The organism is Stieleria varia, assembly GCF_038443385.1.
Lineage (GTDB): Bacteria > Planctomycetota > Planctomycetia > Pirellulales > Pirellulaceae > Stieleria > Stieleria varia.
The window spans coordinates 2,726,479-2,743,090 of record NZ_CP151726.1 but is presented as its reverse complement, the minus strand read 5'-3'; the positions used below and the strand labels follow the sequence as shown (position 1 = coordinate 2,743,090).

At 56.5% G+C, this 16,612-nt stretch carries 13 protein-coding genes and 1 tRNA gene; 7 read left to right on the top strand and 7 right to left on the bottom strand.

All coding sequences use genetic code 11. The features are described 5' to 3' along the window. Positions 1-337 precede the first annotated feature (337 nt). The 4 genes from Pla52nx_RS09400 to Pla52nx_RS09385 form a co-directional block, all read right to left on the bottom strand. Positions 338-727, bottom strand: coding sequence for a hypothetical protein (locus Pla52nx_RS09400; protein ID WP_146519198.1), 390 nt, complete (start codon positions 725-727; stop codon positions 338-340). A gap of 165 nt (positions 728-892) precedes the next feature. Beyond that, positions 893-1,132: a hypothetical protein gene (locus Pla52nx_RS09395; RefSeq protein WP_146519199.1), complete on the bottom strand. Its 240-nt coding sequence runs from the start codon at positions 1,130-1,132 to the stop codon at positions 893-895. A gap of 130 nt (positions 1,133-1,262) precedes the next feature. Further along, positions 1,263-2,384, bottom strand: a complete 1,122-nt coding sequence (tgt, locus tag Pla52nx_RS09390) for a tRNA guanosine(34) transglycosylase Tgt (RefSeq protein ID WP_146519200.1) — start codon at positions 2,382-2,384, stop codon at positions 1,263-1,265. A gap of 7 nt (positions 2,385-2,391) precedes the next feature. Next, a complete protein-coding gene (locus Pla52nx_RS09385) occupies positions 2,392-3,723 on the bottom strand; it encodes a tetratricopeptide repeat protein (protein WP_146519201.1) in 1,332 nt (443 codons plus the stop codon). 424 nt (positions 3,724-4,147) lie between these two features. On the opposite strand from Pla52nx_RS09385, the gene Pla52nx_RS09380 reads away from it, so the two are divergent. Next, positions 4,148-4,220 (top strand) — tRNA-Thr (locus Pla52nx_RS09380). Positions 4,221-4,473: 253 nt separating this feature from the next. Here Pla52nx_RS09380 and Pla52nx_RS09375 read toward each other — a convergent pair. Further along, the gene (locus Pla52nx_RS09375; RefSeq protein WP_146519202.1) at positions 4,474-6,165 is read right to left on the bottom strand and encodes an AI-2E family transporter; all 1,692 of its coding nucleotides are present in this window, start codon (positions 6,163-6,165) and stop codon (positions 4,474-4,476) included. A gap of 40 nt (positions 6,166-6,205) precedes the next feature. After that, positions 6,206-7,021, bottom strand: coding sequence for a DUF6690 family protein (locus Pla52nx_RS09370; protein WP_342190375.1), 816 nt, complete (start codon positions 7,019-7,021; stop codon positions 6,206-6,208). Positions 7,022-7,242: 221 nt separating this feature from the next. Here Pla52nx_RS09370 and Pla52nx_RS09365 point away from each other — a divergent pair, with 221 nt between their 5' ends. The 3 genes from Pla52nx_RS09365 to Pla52nx_RS09355 all read left to right on the top strand — a co-directional run bounded on the left by Pla52nx_RS09365 (position 7,243) and on the right by Pla52nx_RS09355 (position 12,200). Further along, on the top strand, positions 7,243-8,436 hold the full coding sequence (locus Pla52nx_RS09365) for a class I SAM-dependent methyltransferase (protein ID WP_146519204.1): 1,194 nt from the start codon (positions 7,243-7,245) through the stop codon (positions 8,434-8,436). A gap of 141 nt (positions 8,437-8,577) precedes the next feature. After that, positions 8,578-9,222: an ECF-type sigma factor gene (locus tag Pla52nx_RS09360; RefSeq protein WP_146519205.1), complete on the top strand. Its 645-nt coding sequence runs from the start codon at positions 8,578-8,580 to the stop codon at positions 9,220-9,222. Further along, complete coding sequence (locus Pla52nx_RS09355) at positions 9,219-12,200, top strand: serine/threonine-protein kinase (RefSeq protein WP_146519206.1); 2,982 nt, start codon at positions 9,219-9,221, stop codon at positions 12,198-12,200. The genes Pla52nx_RS09360 and Pla52nx_RS09355 overlap by 4 nt, the downstream gene beginning before the upstream one ends. A gap of 245 nt (positions 12,201-12,445) precedes the next feature. Here Pla52nx_RS09355 and Pla52nx_RS09350 read toward each other — a convergent pair whose 3' ends face one another. Continuing rightward, positions 12,446-13,060 carry a hypothetical protein gene (locus tag Pla52nx_RS09350; RefSeq protein ID WP_197454414.1) on the bottom strand — a complete coding sequence of 205 codons (615 nt, stop codon included), beginning with the start codon at positions 13,058-13,060 and terminating at the stop codon, positions 12,446-12,448. 196 nt (positions 13,061-13,256) lie between these two features. On the opposite strand from Pla52nx_RS09350, the gene Pla52nx_RS09345 reads away from it, so the two are divergent. Genes Pla52nx_RS09345 through Pla52nx_RS09335 form a run of 3 tightly spaced genes read left to right on the top strand, consistent with a single transcriptional unit; the run spans position 13,257 to position 16,299 of the window. Continuing rightward, the gene (locus Pla52nx_RS09345; RefSeq protein WP_146519208.1) at positions 13,257-14,897 is read left to right on the top strand and encodes a type II and III secretion system protein family protein; all 1,641 of its coding nucleotides are present in this window, start codon (positions 13,257-13,259) and stop codon (positions 14,895-14,897) included. Continuing rightward, a complete protein-coding gene (locus tag Pla52nx_RS09340) occupies positions 14,894-15,565 on the top strand; it encodes a hypothetical protein (RefSeq protein WP_146519209.1) in 672 nt (223 codons plus the stop codon). Before Pla52nx_RS09345 ends, Pla52nx_RS09340 begins: the two co-directional genes overlap by 4 nt. Before the next feature lie 17 nt (positions 15,566-15,582). After that, positions 15,583-16,299 (top strand): tetratricopeptide repeat protein, encoded by a 717-nt coding sequence (locus Pla52nx_RS09335; protein WP_146519210.1) that lies wholly within the window; start codon positions 15,583-15,585, stop codon positions 16,297-16,299. Positions 16,300-16,612 lie beyond the last annotated feature (313 nt).

The window sequence follows — 16,612 nt, the reverse complement described above, 5'->3', positions numbered from 1 at the left end:
CCAGTGAGCCTGAGACGCTAGCCGTGAGCCTGAGGCGGATTGTGGTGCCGGCCCACGGCTAGCGCCTGAGGCTCACTCTGATTGCGATGCATGGGACAAAAAACTGGACTGGAAGAACAATGTCAACACCAAATTTTGAACAGTGCCGGCCCACGGCTAGCGCCTGAGGCTCACTCTGATTGCGATGCACGGGACAAAAAAACTGGACTGGAAGAACAATGTCAACACCAAATTTTGAACAGCCCGGGCTTGCCCTGGTTCGGAGCAACAACGGGCAACTTCTATCGAACCCGCATTGGGATGCTATGTCAGGCTAGAAAGCCTGACGTACACGCCGTCACTCGTCGAAATATTCTCCACAGCCTTCGCACGTGGCGAACCAGAGATTGGCTTTGTGCCCACAATGACGGCAAGTCTTTTTGTGGGCAACGACACTGGAACCGAGCAGACTCAGTCCCGAAGTCGCTTTGTCCATCGCGGTTTCGTACTCATCCAACGCATGAACGTCGTTGTCGCTGACTTGCTTGACGGCGACATCACTTCCGATCTGCGTGTATTGGGTGGGGACATAGTCGCCGATCATTGCCAAGACATCGCTGTCGGTGACTTTGATCGGCATCGGGACCGTCATTTTGACGCGGCATTTGGGGCAGCGCCCCGTTTTTCCGGCCCAATGATCCTTGATCTTTAGTTCGTGACCATTGGGGCATGTCATTTCAATAGACATCCGTTTACCTTTTTGTTTTAAGCGACCAGCATGCTAAAAACGCAAAAAGCCCCTGGATTACGCAGAGAGGATCGTCGCAAAAGAACACTCCCCCCATTTTGTAAGATTCGCATACGCGTTACGCAAATCTTTTCTGGTCAGGTGAGGGAGATCCTCATGTCATCCTTATGTGGCGCCCGAGGTATCCATGTCCTTGAGTGATTTTCCCAAGCGTTTCCGGCCAGCACCGGTCGTTTTGCGTTTGCCTTTGGCGTCCGAATCGCTTGCGTCCATGAGCGAAGCCAGCACGGGCTGCAATTCTTCTTCGTTCGGTGGCACACCCATCTGCTCCACGGCATCGCCCACGCCCAGCAAAACGGATTGCTTGACCCCGTTACGCAGCCATTCAAAAAAGTTCACGTTCATACCAGACATCCTGTCCGTCACGAGTATCCGAGAAAGCCCTGTCAGGACACACCTGGCGGGCAAATTGAGTTGACCAGTGGCTTGTAGATCGCCGAGGCCGTCCGTGTCCAGAGCTTTGTCACGCTCAAACTCAACCCGCTGAATCAGCAAATCCCCACGCTTTTTTCTTTGCCAGCAAAAAGCTCGCGAACTCATCACGCTCGATCGCCGCACGTGTCTCACGCATCACTCGCTGGTAGAACGTCAAGTTGTGGATCGACAGCAAGATCGGGCCGAGCATTTCTCCGGCGACGAACAGGTGCCTCAAGTAGCCTCGACTGTGGCGGCATGCGGGGCATGGGCAATCTGGCTCAAGTGGCTGAGTGTCATAGCGGTGCACAGCATTGCGAATTTTGATGTGGCCGGTGTCGGTGAACGCCAGTCCGTTGCGGCCGTTGCGTGTCGGCATCACGCAGTCGAACAGGTCGATGCCGCGGGCGACGCTTTCGATCAGATCGATCGGACGACCGACGCCCATCAGGTATCGCGGCTTGTTCTCCGGCAGTGCGGGGCAGGTCGCTGCGGTGATGCGGTACATCTCCTCCGGGGCTTCGCCCACACTCAAGCCGCCGACGGCGTAGCCGGGAAAATTCATGGCAGCCAATTCGCTGGCGCATTGAACCCTCAATTCCTCGTCCAGTCCTCCCTGAACGATCGCAAACTGAGCTTGGTCGGCTCGCGTCGCTGCATCCTGGCATCGTTTTGCCCAGCGAATGCTTCGCTCCATCGCCTCGACAACTTCGCTACGCAGGGCGGGCAAAGCAATCACGTGATCCAGGACCATCGCGACATCACTCCCCAAGGCTTCTTGGATCTCAACGCTGTGCTCGGGGGTCAAGTCGATGAGGGCACCGTCGATGTGGCTACGAAACACCACGCCCTCTTCGCTGATCTTGTTGATGCCTTTGAGGCTGAAGACTTGGAAGCCGCCGCTGTCGGTCAGGATGGGACCGTCCCAGCGAGTCATCGCGTGCAAGCCGCCCAGTCGACGAACGGTTTCCGCTCCGGGGCGCAGCGCGAGGTGATAGGTGTTGCCAAGGATCATGTGTGCCCCCGTCTGGGCGACTTGATCGATCGTGACACCCTTGACCGTACCCTGGGTGCCCACGGGCATGAAGCCCGGCGTTTGGACATCACCGTGCGGCGTCAAAAAAACACCGCGACGCGCCGACGTGGACGCATCGCGGTGATGGAGTTTGAATTCAAACGTCATGAAGCGATCAATCTCCGCGGAGCTTCAACCCCAGATCGGTCAACTTCTCACGCACTTCGTTGAGACTGGTCACGCCAAAGTTCTTGCACTCAAGCATTTCGTCGCCGGTCTTGCGAATCAGCTCGCCGATCGAATTGAGCTGCAGGCGGGCCATGCATTTGCGTGCACGAACCGACAGGTTCAAATCGGAAATCGGGCGCTCCAGCAACGCTTGTTCGTCGGCGGACAAGTGGCTGGTGTCCACAGGCGGATCGACCGACTTTTTCTCGTGTGCGAACTGACCGAGTTTCAAACCCTTGGACGTCAGCACTTCGCGGATTTCGATCAAGCTGGTCTCGCCGAAATTCTTGCTGCTGAGCAACTCGGACTCGCTGGTGCGCGTCAGGTCGCCGATGGTTTCGATGCCCATTTTGGCCAAGCAATTTCGGCTTCGCACGCTCAGTTCGAAATTGGTCACCGGCATGCCCAAGATTTGAGCCAAGCGATCGTTGCGACGCTGGGCTTCCTCGTCATACAGCAGGTTGCCGTTGGCCGACGCATCTTTCATGTACAACTGGGTACGGCGATCTTCCGGATGAGCGTCCAAAATTCGCTTGTAGCAAAGCTGTGCCTTGTCGTACTCGTTGCGATCTTCGTAGGCCAAGCCCAAGTTCACCAGTGCGCCGACACCGGTCGGGAAAGCCTTGGCGGCACGCTCGTACAGACGCAATGACTCGTCATCATTGCCCATGCGTTCGTTTTCCCAAGCCAATCCGAACAACGCACCGGCATGGTTCTCGTCGGTTTGGATGGCACGTTGATACAACGCGATCGCTTCGTCGCGACGTCCGCCCACAGCGGCAACGGTCGCGGCCCGTTGGTACATGTACTCCGACGTCTGCTCGGCGGGGCCGAAGATATCGTCGAGCAGCAACATGGCTTGGTCGATCCGACCGGCATAGCGGTGTGACTCGGCGATGTAGATCTTGCATTGATCTTCGTTGTAGCCGGCTTTCTTCGACTGCTCGTACAACGAGATGGCTTCATCGTATTGCGACAACTCGAATTGCGAGCGTGCTTGATAAAACAACGCGGTCGCGCTGCCGTCAGCTACGCGGAGCGTGTCGAGCGCGCTGCGAAAACGGCCGAGCAAGAATTGGCATACGCCCATCTTGGTCTTGCCCGCAGGCGTCAACGCTTCGTCGTTCTCCATCTCGCCGACCGCATCACGCAGCTCGGCAAAATGGCCGTAGTTTTCGGCAATGGCTTGCCGGATTTCTGCGACATCAGAAGGGCCGAACGAATTGTTTGAAAGGATCAGCTCCTTCAAGTCGAGCACATCAAGTTCGACTTCACTCATCGAGTCCAATCTCCTGCCCACAAGGGGTTAATCTGGGTGATCCGGTGTCATTAACACCGGCTAAACGTTGGATTCATCACCAAAAACCTCTTTCGATGATGCTTCGCGAACCTCAATCGAGTCATCGCGATCACTCTGACGGCTAAACCCAAAAGGAGCCGCACAACTCGCTAGCTTGTCTGCCGGTCCGTCAGGCCAACGCAAAAATGTCGCATCGCTGGGAACTTGCGTTCACATGATTTAACCGAAAAAAATAATTTTTGTCGAGTCCTATGGCACACCAGTGTCACGAATTGCACTCGCAAATAACCCAAACGGGTGGTGCCGCACGGGTTTTAGCCGCTTTGAAACGATCCACACTGGCCAGAATCGCTCGGGTTTTGTAATCTCAGTAGATGTGGCAACCGATAACGGTTGCACGCATGCCGACGTAGCTCAGCTGGTAGAGCAAATCATTCGTAATGATTAGGTCGCCGGTTCGAATCCGGCTGTCGGCTCTCAAAACGGCCACGTCCCCAACGCTGGGGGGCGTGGCCGTTTCTTCGTCATGGGATTCGCCAGAATTCCCTTTCTTCGTAATGGGATTCGCCAGAATTCCCTCAAAGCAGCCTCGTTCGCCCGCTAGTGCATCGTCCAGTCTTGATTTTGGGGTTAGCCGTTTTGGCGTTAGCCACGGTTGAGTCGCGAAAACCGTGGCTAACGCCAAAACGGCTCATTTATCAAACCCACGTTCCAAGACTGGACGATGCACTAGCTTACTGCCGTTTCTTGGGCCAATTCGTGATTCAGGATTTCCAGCAAGGTTTGCAGGAACACGACCACCATCGGGCCGACGAGCAAGCCCACGGGGCCGAAGACGGCGACGCCGCCCAGAACGCTCAGCAGTGCCAGCAGAGGATGCAGTTCACTGTGCCCGTGCAAGATGTACGCTTTGATCACGTTGTCGATCGACGACACCACACCAAACCCATAGATCGCCAATAATCCTGCCGTCCAGTAACTCTCCTCCACCGCAGCCAAATAAATCGAGCAAGGAATCCAGACCGAGGCTGCGCCCAAGAACGGAACCAACGCCATGATGGTCGTGATCAACAGCAGGAACATGATGGAGTCGAGTCCTGCAATATAGAACGCGATGGCTGCGAGTAAGCCTTGCGCGACCGCGCTAAGCAGGCTAGCCAAAACAACGGCGCGACTGGTCCGCTCAAATTCACCCAGCAGTCGACGTTCGTAGTTGTCATCCAGGGGACTCAGTCGCATCAGCGTGCGGATCATCGCGGGGCCGTCGATGAGAAAGAAATACACGGCGATGATCATGATCAACAGACCGACGGCGATTTGGACCACCAATAGGCCGGTGTCGCCGGTCAACTTGAACAGTCGCGGCTGCAATTGAGTTTGCCCCCGACGCAGCAACTCGGCCAGATCCGCGTTGCTGGGATTGGCAAGAAACTTGACTTGAGACCAAAACGGTCCGCCGAGCAATTCGCTCATCCAGCGTCGCACGGATTCAGATGCGGCCAAAGACTGTTTGTGAAAAGTTTCTTCTGCGGAAATGATCGCCAGCTTGTCGTCGTTGGCCTGCGCTTCTCGGGTAGAGAGAACGGTATTGCGAAAATCTCGCAAGGATTCTTCCGCTGTCACCGCCATGGGGTCGGCTGTCGGTGATCCCACTACGTCTGCTTGCAAGTAGTCCATCAGCGCGATCGCTTCGTCGATTTCGCTGAGCACCTTATCGGGTTCGGTCGGCGTGTCAAAACCGGCGGTAAGCTCATCCAGGCGACGAAACTGATCCGCGTATGGCAGTGACAGACCGGCACGCTCTCGTGCGGTGTCGATGACATCGCCCATCGCGCCTGCGCGTGAAACGAGCGAGGAGACTTGGTTCATCGCCACGGTGACGATGACCAGCAACGGCACGAACACCAGGGACAGGATCACACCGGTGGTGGCGATGGCCGCCAACCGCGGTCGTTTGCCGAATTTGTAAAAGAACCATTCGTTCACCGGTCGAAAGATCACAACCAACGCCGCTGCCATGAACAGGGGAACAAAGAATCCCGCCATGACTTGATAGAACAACGCGCCCACCGTCACGATGCCCAGCAGCAACATCGTGACCGACAAGACACGCGAGAGCGACGGTAGCTTGATCCCACTGAGCAGCTTGATCGTCGCCTGCACGGTCTCGTCGGATGTCAGCGGCTCGTCGGTTGTCAGCGGCTCGTCGGATGTCGGCGGCTCGTCGGATGTCGGCGGCTCGTCGGATGTCGGCGGCAATGTCGGCTTCAACGACGACGCCTCTGGGTCGCCGGCTTTCGCAGCGCGCGACGCCGTCGATTCTGCTTCTGCTGTTGGGAAATCAACAGGATCCGCCGGCACCGAACCGGGCACTTGCGAGCCGGAGACAGGTGGTTTGTTCTTGTTCTTTTTTCGGGCCATGAGACCGGTTTAGCTTTGGTGTGTCTACCAGCGACTGTGTCTACCAGCGACCTGTGTGATGGTCCGCCGTCACGATCTCCTGTGCTTCCAAGCTGATTCCGTGCGCGGAATTCATTTGGTTGAGCTCCAGGAACATCGTGTATTTATGATGCACGGCATCACTGTACACCACCGGAGCATGTGTCAGTCGCAGCAGGTGAATCGGAGAACCGTTCCAGCGGCGAGTGTACACGCCGGCTTCCAGGGTCGGTTCACTCTGGAGTTGGTAGTGCCCGACCATCGCTTGGGCCAAACGGCTCGGGTCACCGGTAAAACCGTGCAGCGAGATTCGCTGCAATTTTCCTGCGGCGTCAAAATAATACGTTAGCGTGCCGGCGAAATCCGTTGCGTGCGTTCCCGTGACGACGGGGACCCGCATGCCTTTGAGTTGCAAATCCGCCAACACCGTGCTCACTCGGGCGAAGCGAGCGATGACCCAATCCGGCGTGATGTCGAACCGCATGACCTCGCGCAGATCCGCCACACGAGCTCCGATGATGGTCGGTTCGGCCGTCGGATCTGCGTTGATTGCTCCAAGCTTACGTGCCGTTTCGTGCCCGTAACGGTAACGCTCTGAGTTCACTTGTCGTAGCTTCTCGACTTCATAGTGCGCGTGATTCGCATACGAGTCAGGACCACCGCCCACACCGATCGGCCCGCCGGCTGTGTACCCCGACCGCGAATCACCGTCGCCGCGAAACAAGTTGGATACCGTCGAGACGCCGCTGCGGCCGAAGTCGGTTTCAGACGCGAGATAGGGACCGAGGGCGGCAATCGCCAACAGTCCTGTCAGACGCAGGGGATAGGAGGGCATCATCGGATCAGCTTCGCATGACTGGGGGAGGTTTGCGACGGTGCCGATCGAGAGAACGGCACCATCGATCTCGATCGGCTGATGACCGCTGCCGACTTTTCACGATCTCGTCGTGCCGGTGTGGTCGCCATTTCTGACGTATTCGTCATAATTCGTGAATCAGTTCTACTGCGTCGCCGCAGCGGAAAGGCTGCTCACCTCATTTCCCTTTTGGAAAACCCACTGTGCCAATCGTTTTGTCCGCCGCCGATCAACTGCGGTGTGAGCAGGTCTTGTCACAGTGCCTGGAAACCGGCGGCAGCATCGATCAGTTGATGCCGTTCATTCGTTCCGAACTCAACGGCCAGTGCGCCGGACACGTCGTCGCTCTGTTGGGACTGCAGGCCAAAGCCGTCGCGAAACTGGGCGCGGGAATTTGGTGGTGCACGGAAAGATCACTGCAGCAAGCCACGCCCTGGCAAGTCGCCCAGCAAAAATCGCGTTGGATGCCCATGGGCGAAGTCTTTGACCTTTGCTCCGGTATCGGCGGTGACGGTGTTTGGTTGTCGCGGCAAGGTGACTTGGTCGCGATCGATTGCGACCCCACGATGGCGGACATGTGCGAAGCCAACCTGAGGCTGCGTGGGGTGAATAGCACCGTGCGTTGTGCAGACGTGCTGCAACAGGACATCCCGACATCGGCCGCGATCCACATCGACCCCGATCGACGCCCCAACGAAAAACGAATGACCCACGCTGCGGGATACCTGCCGCCCATCGACGATGTCTTTGCATTGGTCGGTCGACAGCCGGCCGCTTTGATCAAGGTCGCGCCGGCGGCCGAAATCGAGTCTCCGATCCCTATGCTCCGGATTTGGATTTCACTGGCCCTCAGCGTTCGCGAACAAACGTTGGTCTGCGGTCAGTCGATCGACTTGGCCGCCAGCGATCTTGGCATCTCGATGAATGGGGAGACCCGTTCCGCAGTGATGCCGCGGTCCGCAGTGATGCTCAGCCGGGATGGCCAGTCATCGGTGTACAGCGGAGTGCCGGCCACGCGAATCAGCAGCGTCAAGCAACCGTTGGCCTTCATGCTGGACATCGACCCGGCGATTCGCGCCGCGGGGCTGACCGAATGCTTCGCCGGAGATCACGGGGCGGCGTCATTGGGTGCCCCGTCTGGTTTTCTGACCAGCGGCGATCCGATCGCTCACCCCGGCGTGATTTGCGAATCGGTGGTCTGGTCGGGGTCCTGCGACGATCGAAAACTTCGTCGGGAATTGCGTGCCCGCAAAGCGTATCCACGACGTGTCAAGACTCGCGGCGTCGACCACAACCCCAACGAACTCGAAAAACGATACCGTCAGTGCGGTGATGAGCCCGTCACCCTCTGGATCGGTCGCGCCGGCGAAAAACGATACGCCGTCATCACCAAATGATAGCATTCCTGCCGAACCTACGACTTCGTGCGTAATTCATGGAATCTGAACCTAAGCCCCTATTGGGTTGAACTCCGGCAATCCGATATACTCAGTTCGACTACATGGGGTTGCTTGTCTGGGTTCGGGAGTGATGGAACGATGGCCGAACAGATTACTGAACTCTTGCACGCCGCCGAACTGGGAGATCCAGAGGCAAAGAACCGGTTGTTCGAGCGTGTCTACGCGGACTTGCGGGCCATGGCATCGCAATGGTTGGCTCGTGAAAAATCGGGCAACACTCTGCAACCCAGCGCGTTGGTCAACGAAGTCTACTTGCGTGTCTTTCGTCGAGCTGACACCGATAGGGACACTGAGAAGGACTCCGAGCGATCGTCCTCACCACGACAGTGGGAGGGGCGCCGACACTTCTTCGCCGCCGCCGCCAATGCGATGCGTCAAATCCTCGTCGACGCCGCGCGTCGCAAGACTCGAGTCAAACGTGGCGGCGACATCAGCCGAATCTTGATCGACCCCAACGAAATCAGCGCGCCGGAAATGGCCGGCCAATTGATCGCGTTGGACGACGCGATGACGGCACTGGAGACCGCCGAGCCACAGATCGCCGAACTGGTTCGACTGCGTTTTTTTGCGGGCTTGACGTTGCGAGAAGCAGCAGAGGAACTCGGCATCGGCCGCCGTACCGCGGACGGGTACTGGGCTTATGCAAAGGCTTGGTTGTTGGCGGAGATGACCGACGCTGACGACGAACAGGACACGTTCGAACGCAAAAACAGGGCGTCATGAACGAACTCCAGATCTTTGTGGAGGCACGTGATCTTCGCGACCCTGACCAACGCAGCAAGTATTTGCAGCAGGCGACCGGTGGCGACAACAATTTGCTCTCACGCGTTCAACGACTGCTGCGGTTTGATGATTCCGGCGACACGATGTTCGATCGCCATCCCCACAGCATTCTCGGGACGCTGTACTCGTCTCTCGACGACGATACCGAATCGCTCTCCACTCGAGAGTTGTTGCAACAGGTATGCGACCGTGTCGACGAGAACGCTGATGGCGAGGACGGCCAACTGGGGCATCTGTTGCATTACAAGCTGTTGGAACCGATCGGCCACGGCGGATTTGGCGTTGTCGTCAAAGCGTTGGATGAAAAACTGCAGCGGATCGTCGCGATCAAGATCTTACATCCGCGTCTGGCCAAGTGCACCGACGCTCGCACCCGTTTCCTTCACGAAGCACGCTCGGTCGCAAGCGTTCGACATGACAACATCGTGCAGATCTATGCGGTCGAGGAATCGCCGGTTGCTTTTTTGGTGATGGAGTACATCGAGGGCCGAAACCTGCAACAAGCCATCGATGACGAATCACCGTTGCCGACAGTGGACGTGATTCGCATTGGCAAGCAGATCGCGTTGGCGCTCGGCGCTGCGTTTGCCCGTGGTGTGATCCATCGCGACATCAAACCCGCGAACATCCTGCTGCAGGACGACCATGAGGGTCGGGTGAAGGTCACCGATTTTGGTCTCGCGATCACCAACGATCAGGAATCGCCTTTGCGCAGTGGCCCGATTGCCGGAACGCCGTCCTTTATGTCACCGGAACAAGCAACCGGGGGCAAGGTCGATCATTTGACCGACCTGTTCAGCTTGGGATGCGTGCTGCATGCGATGTGCTCAGGTCGTTCGCCATTCCATGCCCGCAACGCACTGTCCATTCTGAGGCGAGTTACGGAGGGAAAGCCGGAGATCCTTACCAATCTCAACCCGCACGTTCCAGCAGCGCTTGCGTCCGTGATCGACCAGCTGATCCAAAAAAATCCTGCGATGCGACTGCAATCGCCCGGTGAAGTCATTGATGCGTTGAATGCGTGTCATTCCAATCAGACGATTTCACAGAACTCCGGCCGCAACGCATTTTGGCTGCGCGCCTCGGTGACGCTTGCGATCGTGGCCGCAGTCGTGCTTGGTGTCACAAAGTCAACCAATCCTTTCGCTGCCTCCTCACGCGAGACAGTTGGGTCTTTGAGTGTCCTCCACTCGACGACGCCAGAATCGGCGGTCGGACCAGAGGAACGCTCTGAATCGCCTGATCCACAGGGCAAGGTACAATTGGAGCGATTCATTGCTGAGGTTCAGAAACAAAACACAGGGTATCGAATCGACCAGATTCACTCGGGATTTACCGACAATCGCCTCACGGGTCTTGACCTCATACGGCCTCTGGATTGTTCGCCACTAGCGGGCTTGACCGACTTGACTCATCTGGGAATCAGGTCCGGTGGTTCGACCCATTCCTTTTCACTGGGCTTCGCGTCCGGAATGCGGGAGTTGCAATCGCTCAAAATGGACGGCTTGCAGATCACGACCCTGCAACCACTGAAGGGATTGCCGCTGCGAGATCTGTCCATGTGGAGCTGGAATGCATATGGCATCCCTGCCCTGGGCGATATGTCTCCACTGCAGGGCATGCCGCTGCAGAGACTCAATTGCGGTAACAGCTTGGTGAGCGATCTATCGCCATTGCGTGGCATGCCTTTGGAATTCTTGTGCCTCAATCTGACGCTTGCCGAAGACTTGACGCCGCTTGCCGGCGCGCCACTTCAGGAACTCCTGCTCACCTGTACCGACGTCTCGGACTTGACGCCTCTGAAGGGAATGCCGCTGAAAATCCTTGAATTGGGTGGCTCCAGAGTTTCGGACCTGAGTCCACTGGCGGGGTCGCCGATCGAAATCTTGCGTCTGGATCACACATTGGTGACTGATTTTTCCGTGTTGAAACAGATGCCAAATTTGAAAGAACTCCGAATTGCGGTTGATCCGGCACGTGATCAATCCCTGAGGGAACAATTCCCGCACGTCAACCTACGTCACGATGTTCCGGACCATCTGTCTTCCGTTGAGGACGGAGCCAAAATCCGTGCTCCCCATGTATTGATGGGAGGAATTTCTTTAGGACGCAGCAGTCTGATCGAGAGGATGTTGCGAAATCTGGTCAAGCAGAATCCAAAGTGCAATCTCCCAAGCTGTCGCTTTACCGTTCGTGAGGGTAGGGTCATTTATTTCGAAACAGAGCCACTGGAAACTTACGAGGCAATCGGCGATTTAAAGGACCTGGAGTCCTTGTCTATCATCGGCGACTACAGGACTCCCGTCGACGTGGAGTTCATTGCCAATCTCAAGAAGCTGCACACTGTCTACCTCTTTGGTTGCCAAGTCACCAATTTAGCGGCTCTGAGGGACACGCAACTCAAGCAACTGTGGCTTTGGAGCTGGGATCGTCATCTGAAAGATTCCGCAGGCGACCTTTCGCCACTGAAAGGATTGTCGCTGACGCATTTGAATTGTGGCTGCAGTTCGACGAAAGACCTTTCACCGTTGGCGGGAATGCCCTTGGAAGTCCTGGTACTCAACAGCACCGAAGTCCACGATCTGTCGCCGCTATCAAACATGCCTCTTCGCGAACTCTTGATCGCTGGCACTCCCGTGGAGGACCTTTCGCCTCTGCGGGGCATGTCGCTTGAAAAACTGACACTCAACGATTCAAAGGTCACCGACCTCAGTCCCGTTGCCGGTATGCCGATCAAGAACCTGTCGATCAACGGGACCGATATCTCCGACCGCGACATCATCAGCGAGTTCCCGCTGGAGGAATTGGAGATGGACTACGAGGAAAGTCGCGACCGCGAGTGGATCGCGTCATTCCCAAACTTGCGAATGCTGAACCAGCGGCCCATCGGCGAGTTTTTGAGTAAAACACCGCAGTGAGATGCGCATTCTTGGATGAATCATCGCATGTACTCATTGACGGGTTGCTCGATACCGACGCATTGCCCCTGCGTGACAACCTTTTTGAGCCTCAGCGTGTGTTGCCCCCATACGCTTTCGCTCTCTGTCGTCCCAACAAAAGGACCGGTGTCGCAACCCCGTCCTCTGCTGCGTAATGGGATCCGCCAGGATTCCCTCCGCCTCGGCCGTCTGGCGAAATTCACCAACCACGGACAAAGCCTTACTTAGCGTGACGCCCCCTCCGTCACAGCCCCCGACTCGGCATCCCAGATCAGCCGGACACGTCGATACGCTCGCCAGTCGACATACTCCAGCGACTTGTCTCTCGTGACAACCTCACGCACCTGGTCTTGCATGCCATCCTCACCATTCGTCGTGAGCCCATTCGTTGTGAGCCCATTCGTTGTGAGCCCATTCGTTGTGAGCCCATTCGTCGTGAGCCCATTCGTCATGAACTCCCGCTCAACCGATTCGTAGATGTCCCTGAAGTGATCGGTGTTGTAGGGCTGGTGAGGTTCTCCGGCTTTCCCAGCCCCCGTCCAATGCTCACCGACATGCAGTGGCGAATAGGGGCGGTCGTAGTAGTAGATTTGAAAACTGTCGTGCGGGATTCGTGGGGCCAAATCACCCGTTGGAACCAGCGTAGACGATGCCCCGAATCGATCGAGAACGGAACAACGACGGCACTCTGATTCTTGCGAGTCGCACGCGTCGTCGGAGAATGCATCCTTGACCGAGCCGCCCGACCATGCGAGGGCAAGTCCAATCACAGCAAACACGTTCCACCACGCTTTGCTTGCAAATCTTCGTTGGTGTGCTCGTGTGGTTTGCCGATCCATGTCCTTCTTTCCTTGCTTTCCAGAGCCGTGTTTATTTTGTTGTCGGCATCCAGCGGCCGACAACCCGCAGGGCGTCGCTACGCTCGACACAGCTTGCCTGACCGGTTTTGGGGTTTCCTCCCGGCAGCCGAATTGCTTAATGGACGCATACGCCTGAATCGGTGAACTGCGGAAAAGACAACCCTTGCAATTCAACATGCTGCCTACTGCCACCCCCTGTCCCGCAGCTCTTTGTGCGGTCTTGATCGTGTTCATCACGTTCATGGCTTGCCCGGTCGATGCGCAAATTTTGGGGGATCGGCCGGCCGCAGACAAAACCGGACCGCTGGAAAATCCGTCGACGCGATCGATCGAAAAGGAACGCTCACTGATCGATCAGATCTACGAGCCTGAGTTGCTGCTGAGAGTCGAACCCTCGCAGTCTAAGATCATTCGAACCAAGGTGCCCGTGAACCGAACCGCGATCGCAAACCCCGAGATCGTTGACTTGCATCTCTTCGACAATGATGAGATCGAGATCATCGGAAAGACCGTTGGTGAGACCACCATCACGTTCTGGTTTGATGTTCCCGGCGAAGGCCCCAAGGTGTTGCGGTATTACGTCGAAGTCGACAATGCTCAGCAGGAGCATCGACGACGAGAGGCTCGTTACAAATCCTTGCAATCCAGGATCAACGAACTGTTTCCCGACAGTCAAATCTTTCTGTTTCCCGTTGACGACAAGGTCATCGTGCGTGGACAAGCCCGCGATGCCAAGGAAGCCGCTGAGATCATGCGTCTGCTGGGTGACGACAACAACCTGCCCCGCAGAGACTTCGATCGCGGACGCGATTGGGATGCCGGGATCGACAACGCCAATGGTGACTACGAATTCGATGACGTGGATTCGGATAGTTTCATCAACCTGTTGCACGTCGCTGGTGAACAGCAGGTGATGCTGAAAGTCCGTGTGGCCGAATTGGTTCGCAGCTCCAGTCGCGGCGCAGGTGCAAAGCTCTCGACGATCTTTGACTCGCTGGAAATGAGCAGTTCATTGACCAGCGGCGGTATCCTTTCGGTCATCATGAATGACGGCGACGTCGAGTTCTTTCTGGGCGCCGTTCAAACGCACGGCTACGGCAAGATCCTTGCCGAGCCGACCCTCGTGACCTTGAGCGGAAAACCGGCTCAATTCCTCGCCGGTGGTGAGTTTGCAGTTCCCACCACGGTCGGCATTGGCGGTGTCGGTGCCGCGTCGACCACGTTTCGAGGATTCGGCACCGAACTCGACTTCACGCCCACGGTGCTCGACAAAGACCTCGTCCGATTGGAGGTGTCACCATCCTTCAGCACTCTCAATTCGGATGCGACGGTTGGCGGAATTCCGGGACTGAACCGCCGCAGCGTGACCACAACGGTTGATCTACGCGAAGGTCAGTGGTTGGCGATCGCGGGACTGATCCAGGAGGAGCAAGGCGGCCAGCGAAGCAAGATTCCAATCCTGGGCGACATTCCCCTGGCAGGACAACTCTTTTCAAAACGCACCACGTCTCGTTTCGAAACGGAACTCGTGGTGTTGGTCAGTCCACAGTTGGTGCACCCATTGGAGGCGGAGCAAGTTCCCCTGTTCCTGCCCGGCATGGAAGTGACCGATCCGACCAACACTGATTTCTTTGTTCGTCATCTCATCGAAGGCTACGACGGGTTCCACCATCGCAGCACCGTTTGGCCGGTCATCACGGCGCAGCACAAAGGCCTCCATGCACCAGGGCTTTCTCATGGTGTCCTGCGAGGAGCAAAGAGCACCTTGGCACTGCAAGAAACCTATTTCTCAGGCGAATGTGGGCTGTCCAAGTGAAGAAACTCATCCTTTGCAGTGACAACGGATCTGATTCGGAGCCCATCGCCACCTGCACGAAGCAATCCATCGCGTTGATCCTTTCAATCGCCACGTTGATCTCGATCGGATGCAGCGTACCCATGCCCGGCGGCGGAGTGATGGTGCCTGAAGTCTTAGGCAGTAAGGTCGACGAGATCCACCGTCAGCAGGAACAGAATGCTGAGCTGGCAAAGCTGATCATCTACGCTCACGAGTTTGAGATGAATCTGCAGGAAGATCCCGCGCGACGCGCTGCCAGCGAAAAATCCGACAGCACCTTCAGCTATTACGGCGAGGTGCGACCAAGAGGTCTGCGGCTCACGCCCGCCGGAGAAGACCACGTAAAAAAAATTGCGGAAGTCCTGCGCAACGGTCAGCAAAACGGCGCACTAACTCATGCGGTTATAGAACGCAGTCAAACCAGCAAGCGTTGGGATACCGAACACCAATACCCCGTCCATCGCAATAGCGAACTCGATGCGATGCGTCGAGCCGTGGTGGTGCGTGCCCTGGAATCGCTGGGCGTCATCGATGCAGACGAACTGGTCATTGTTGCCCCCGCATTCCCGACCGGGCTTGATGCCCCAGAAGCCGCAGCGGCTTACCGAAACGCAACGGTCACCACTCGCGGCAACACGAACTACTGAGCAGCTAACCGTCATCCATGAAATCGTCGCGTTTACGTACCGCCGCCTATTGCCTTTGGATCCCACTGATGGGGCTTCAGATGGGGTGCGTTTCGATGACGGATTGGAGCAAAGCAACGGTTCAAGCCTCGGCCGCCGAATCCACCGATTTGCGATTCGGAATGGCGAGAATGATCGAACGCAACGGATCGCTTTCCGATGCGAAGACACTGTACAATGAAATCCTCAAATCGAACCCCGACCATACCGATTGCCTGCATCGATTGGGTGTGGTCTCGATCCAGTTGGAACAGCTCGATCAAGCGATTGAGTATCTTTCCGCTGCCGCGGCGCACGTTGACGCATCCGCCGACTTGCTGGGTGATCTCGGTTACGCCTATTTCTTGGCAGGTGATTACGACACCTCCGAAAAAACGCTTCGCGAGGCGGTCGCCGCTGCACCGGACAACGAACGACTTGTCAACAACCTTGCAATCGTCGTCGGCTATCAAGGCAACGAAGAAGAAAGCCTCGCTTTGTTTCGGCGTGTCGGCACCGAATCAGAATCACAATCCAATATGGCATTCGTGCTTTCCGGCCTGGGGAAATATGATGCGGCAAAGAATCGATTCCACATGGCGCTGCAGCGAGATCCAGAACTAAAACAGGCCGCGAAAGGGCTCGCTGAGTTCTATCAACCGCCTGATGGACCAACCCGCAAATCTCAGGCCCCGGTCATTGCAATGACGCAGTGAGTTGCGCAAGCAACCATTCTACCGATATCATCATACATTCCGTTTCGCACCTAGAATCGCGATTCGCAAGAACATTCTAAGCATCGTATTTCTGACGTCCCCTATACGTCAAATACAAAAAATGCGTCTCTCGGTGACTCTCACCAAATCCTACGTCACCCGTAATGGAATTCACCAGAATTCCACGCTACACCAAAATACAACTCTCATACAAAACATTTCAACGCGCGCACAGCAACAACTACTCTATAGCACAGCAACAACACACCGAAAACAATCATGTAAAAATACTATGCTCGTGCCGTTGGAACCG

Bases quoted from the DNA above. Each gene is read 5' to 3' on its own strand.
- Pla52nx_RS09360 (WP_146519205.1), top strand. From the start codon at position 8,578: ATGGCCGAACAGATTACTGAACTCTTGCACGCCGCCGAACTGGGAGAT.
- Pla52nx_RS09350 (WP_197454414.1), bottom strand. From the start codon at position 13,060: ATGGATCGGCAAACCACACGAGCACACCAACGAAGATTTGCAAGCAAA.
- Pla52nx_RS09355 (WP_146519206.1), top strand. From the start codon at position 9,219: ATGAACGAACTCCAGATCTTTGTGGAGGCACGTGATCTTCGCGACCCT.
- Pla52nx_RS09385 (WP_146519201.1), bottom strand. From the start codon at position 3,723: ATGAGTGAAGTCGAACTTGATGTGCTCGACTTGAAGGAGCTGATCCTT.
- tgt (WP_146519200.1), bottom strand. From the start codon at position 2,384: ATGACGTTTGAATTCAAACTCCATCACCGCGATGCGTCCACGTCGGCG.
- Pla52nx_RS09370 (WP_342190375.1), bottom strand. From the start codon at position 7,021: ATGATGCCCTCCTATCCCCTGCGTCTGACAGGACTGTTGGCGATTGCC.
- Pla52nx_RS09375 (WP_146519202.1), bottom strand. From the start codon at position 6,165: ATGGCCCGAAAAAAGAACAAGAACAAACCACCTGTCTCCGGCTCGCAA.
- Pla52nx_RS09400 (WP_146519198.1), bottom strand. From the start codon at position 727: ATGTCTATTGAAATGACATGCCCCAATGGTCACGAACTAAAGATCAAG.
- Pla52nx_RS09345 (WP_146519208.1), top strand. From the start codon at position 13,257: ATGCTGCCTACTGCCACCCCCTGTCCCGCAGCTCTTTGTGCGGTCTTG.
- Pla52nx_RS09335 (WP_146519210.1), top strand. From the start codon at position 15,583: ATGAAATCGTCGCGTTTACGTACCGCCGCCTATTGCCTTTGGATCCCA.
- Pla52nx_RS09395 (WP_146519199.1), bottom strand. From the start codon at position 1,132: ATGAACGTGAACTTTTTTGAATGGCTGCGTAACGGGGTCAAGCAATCC.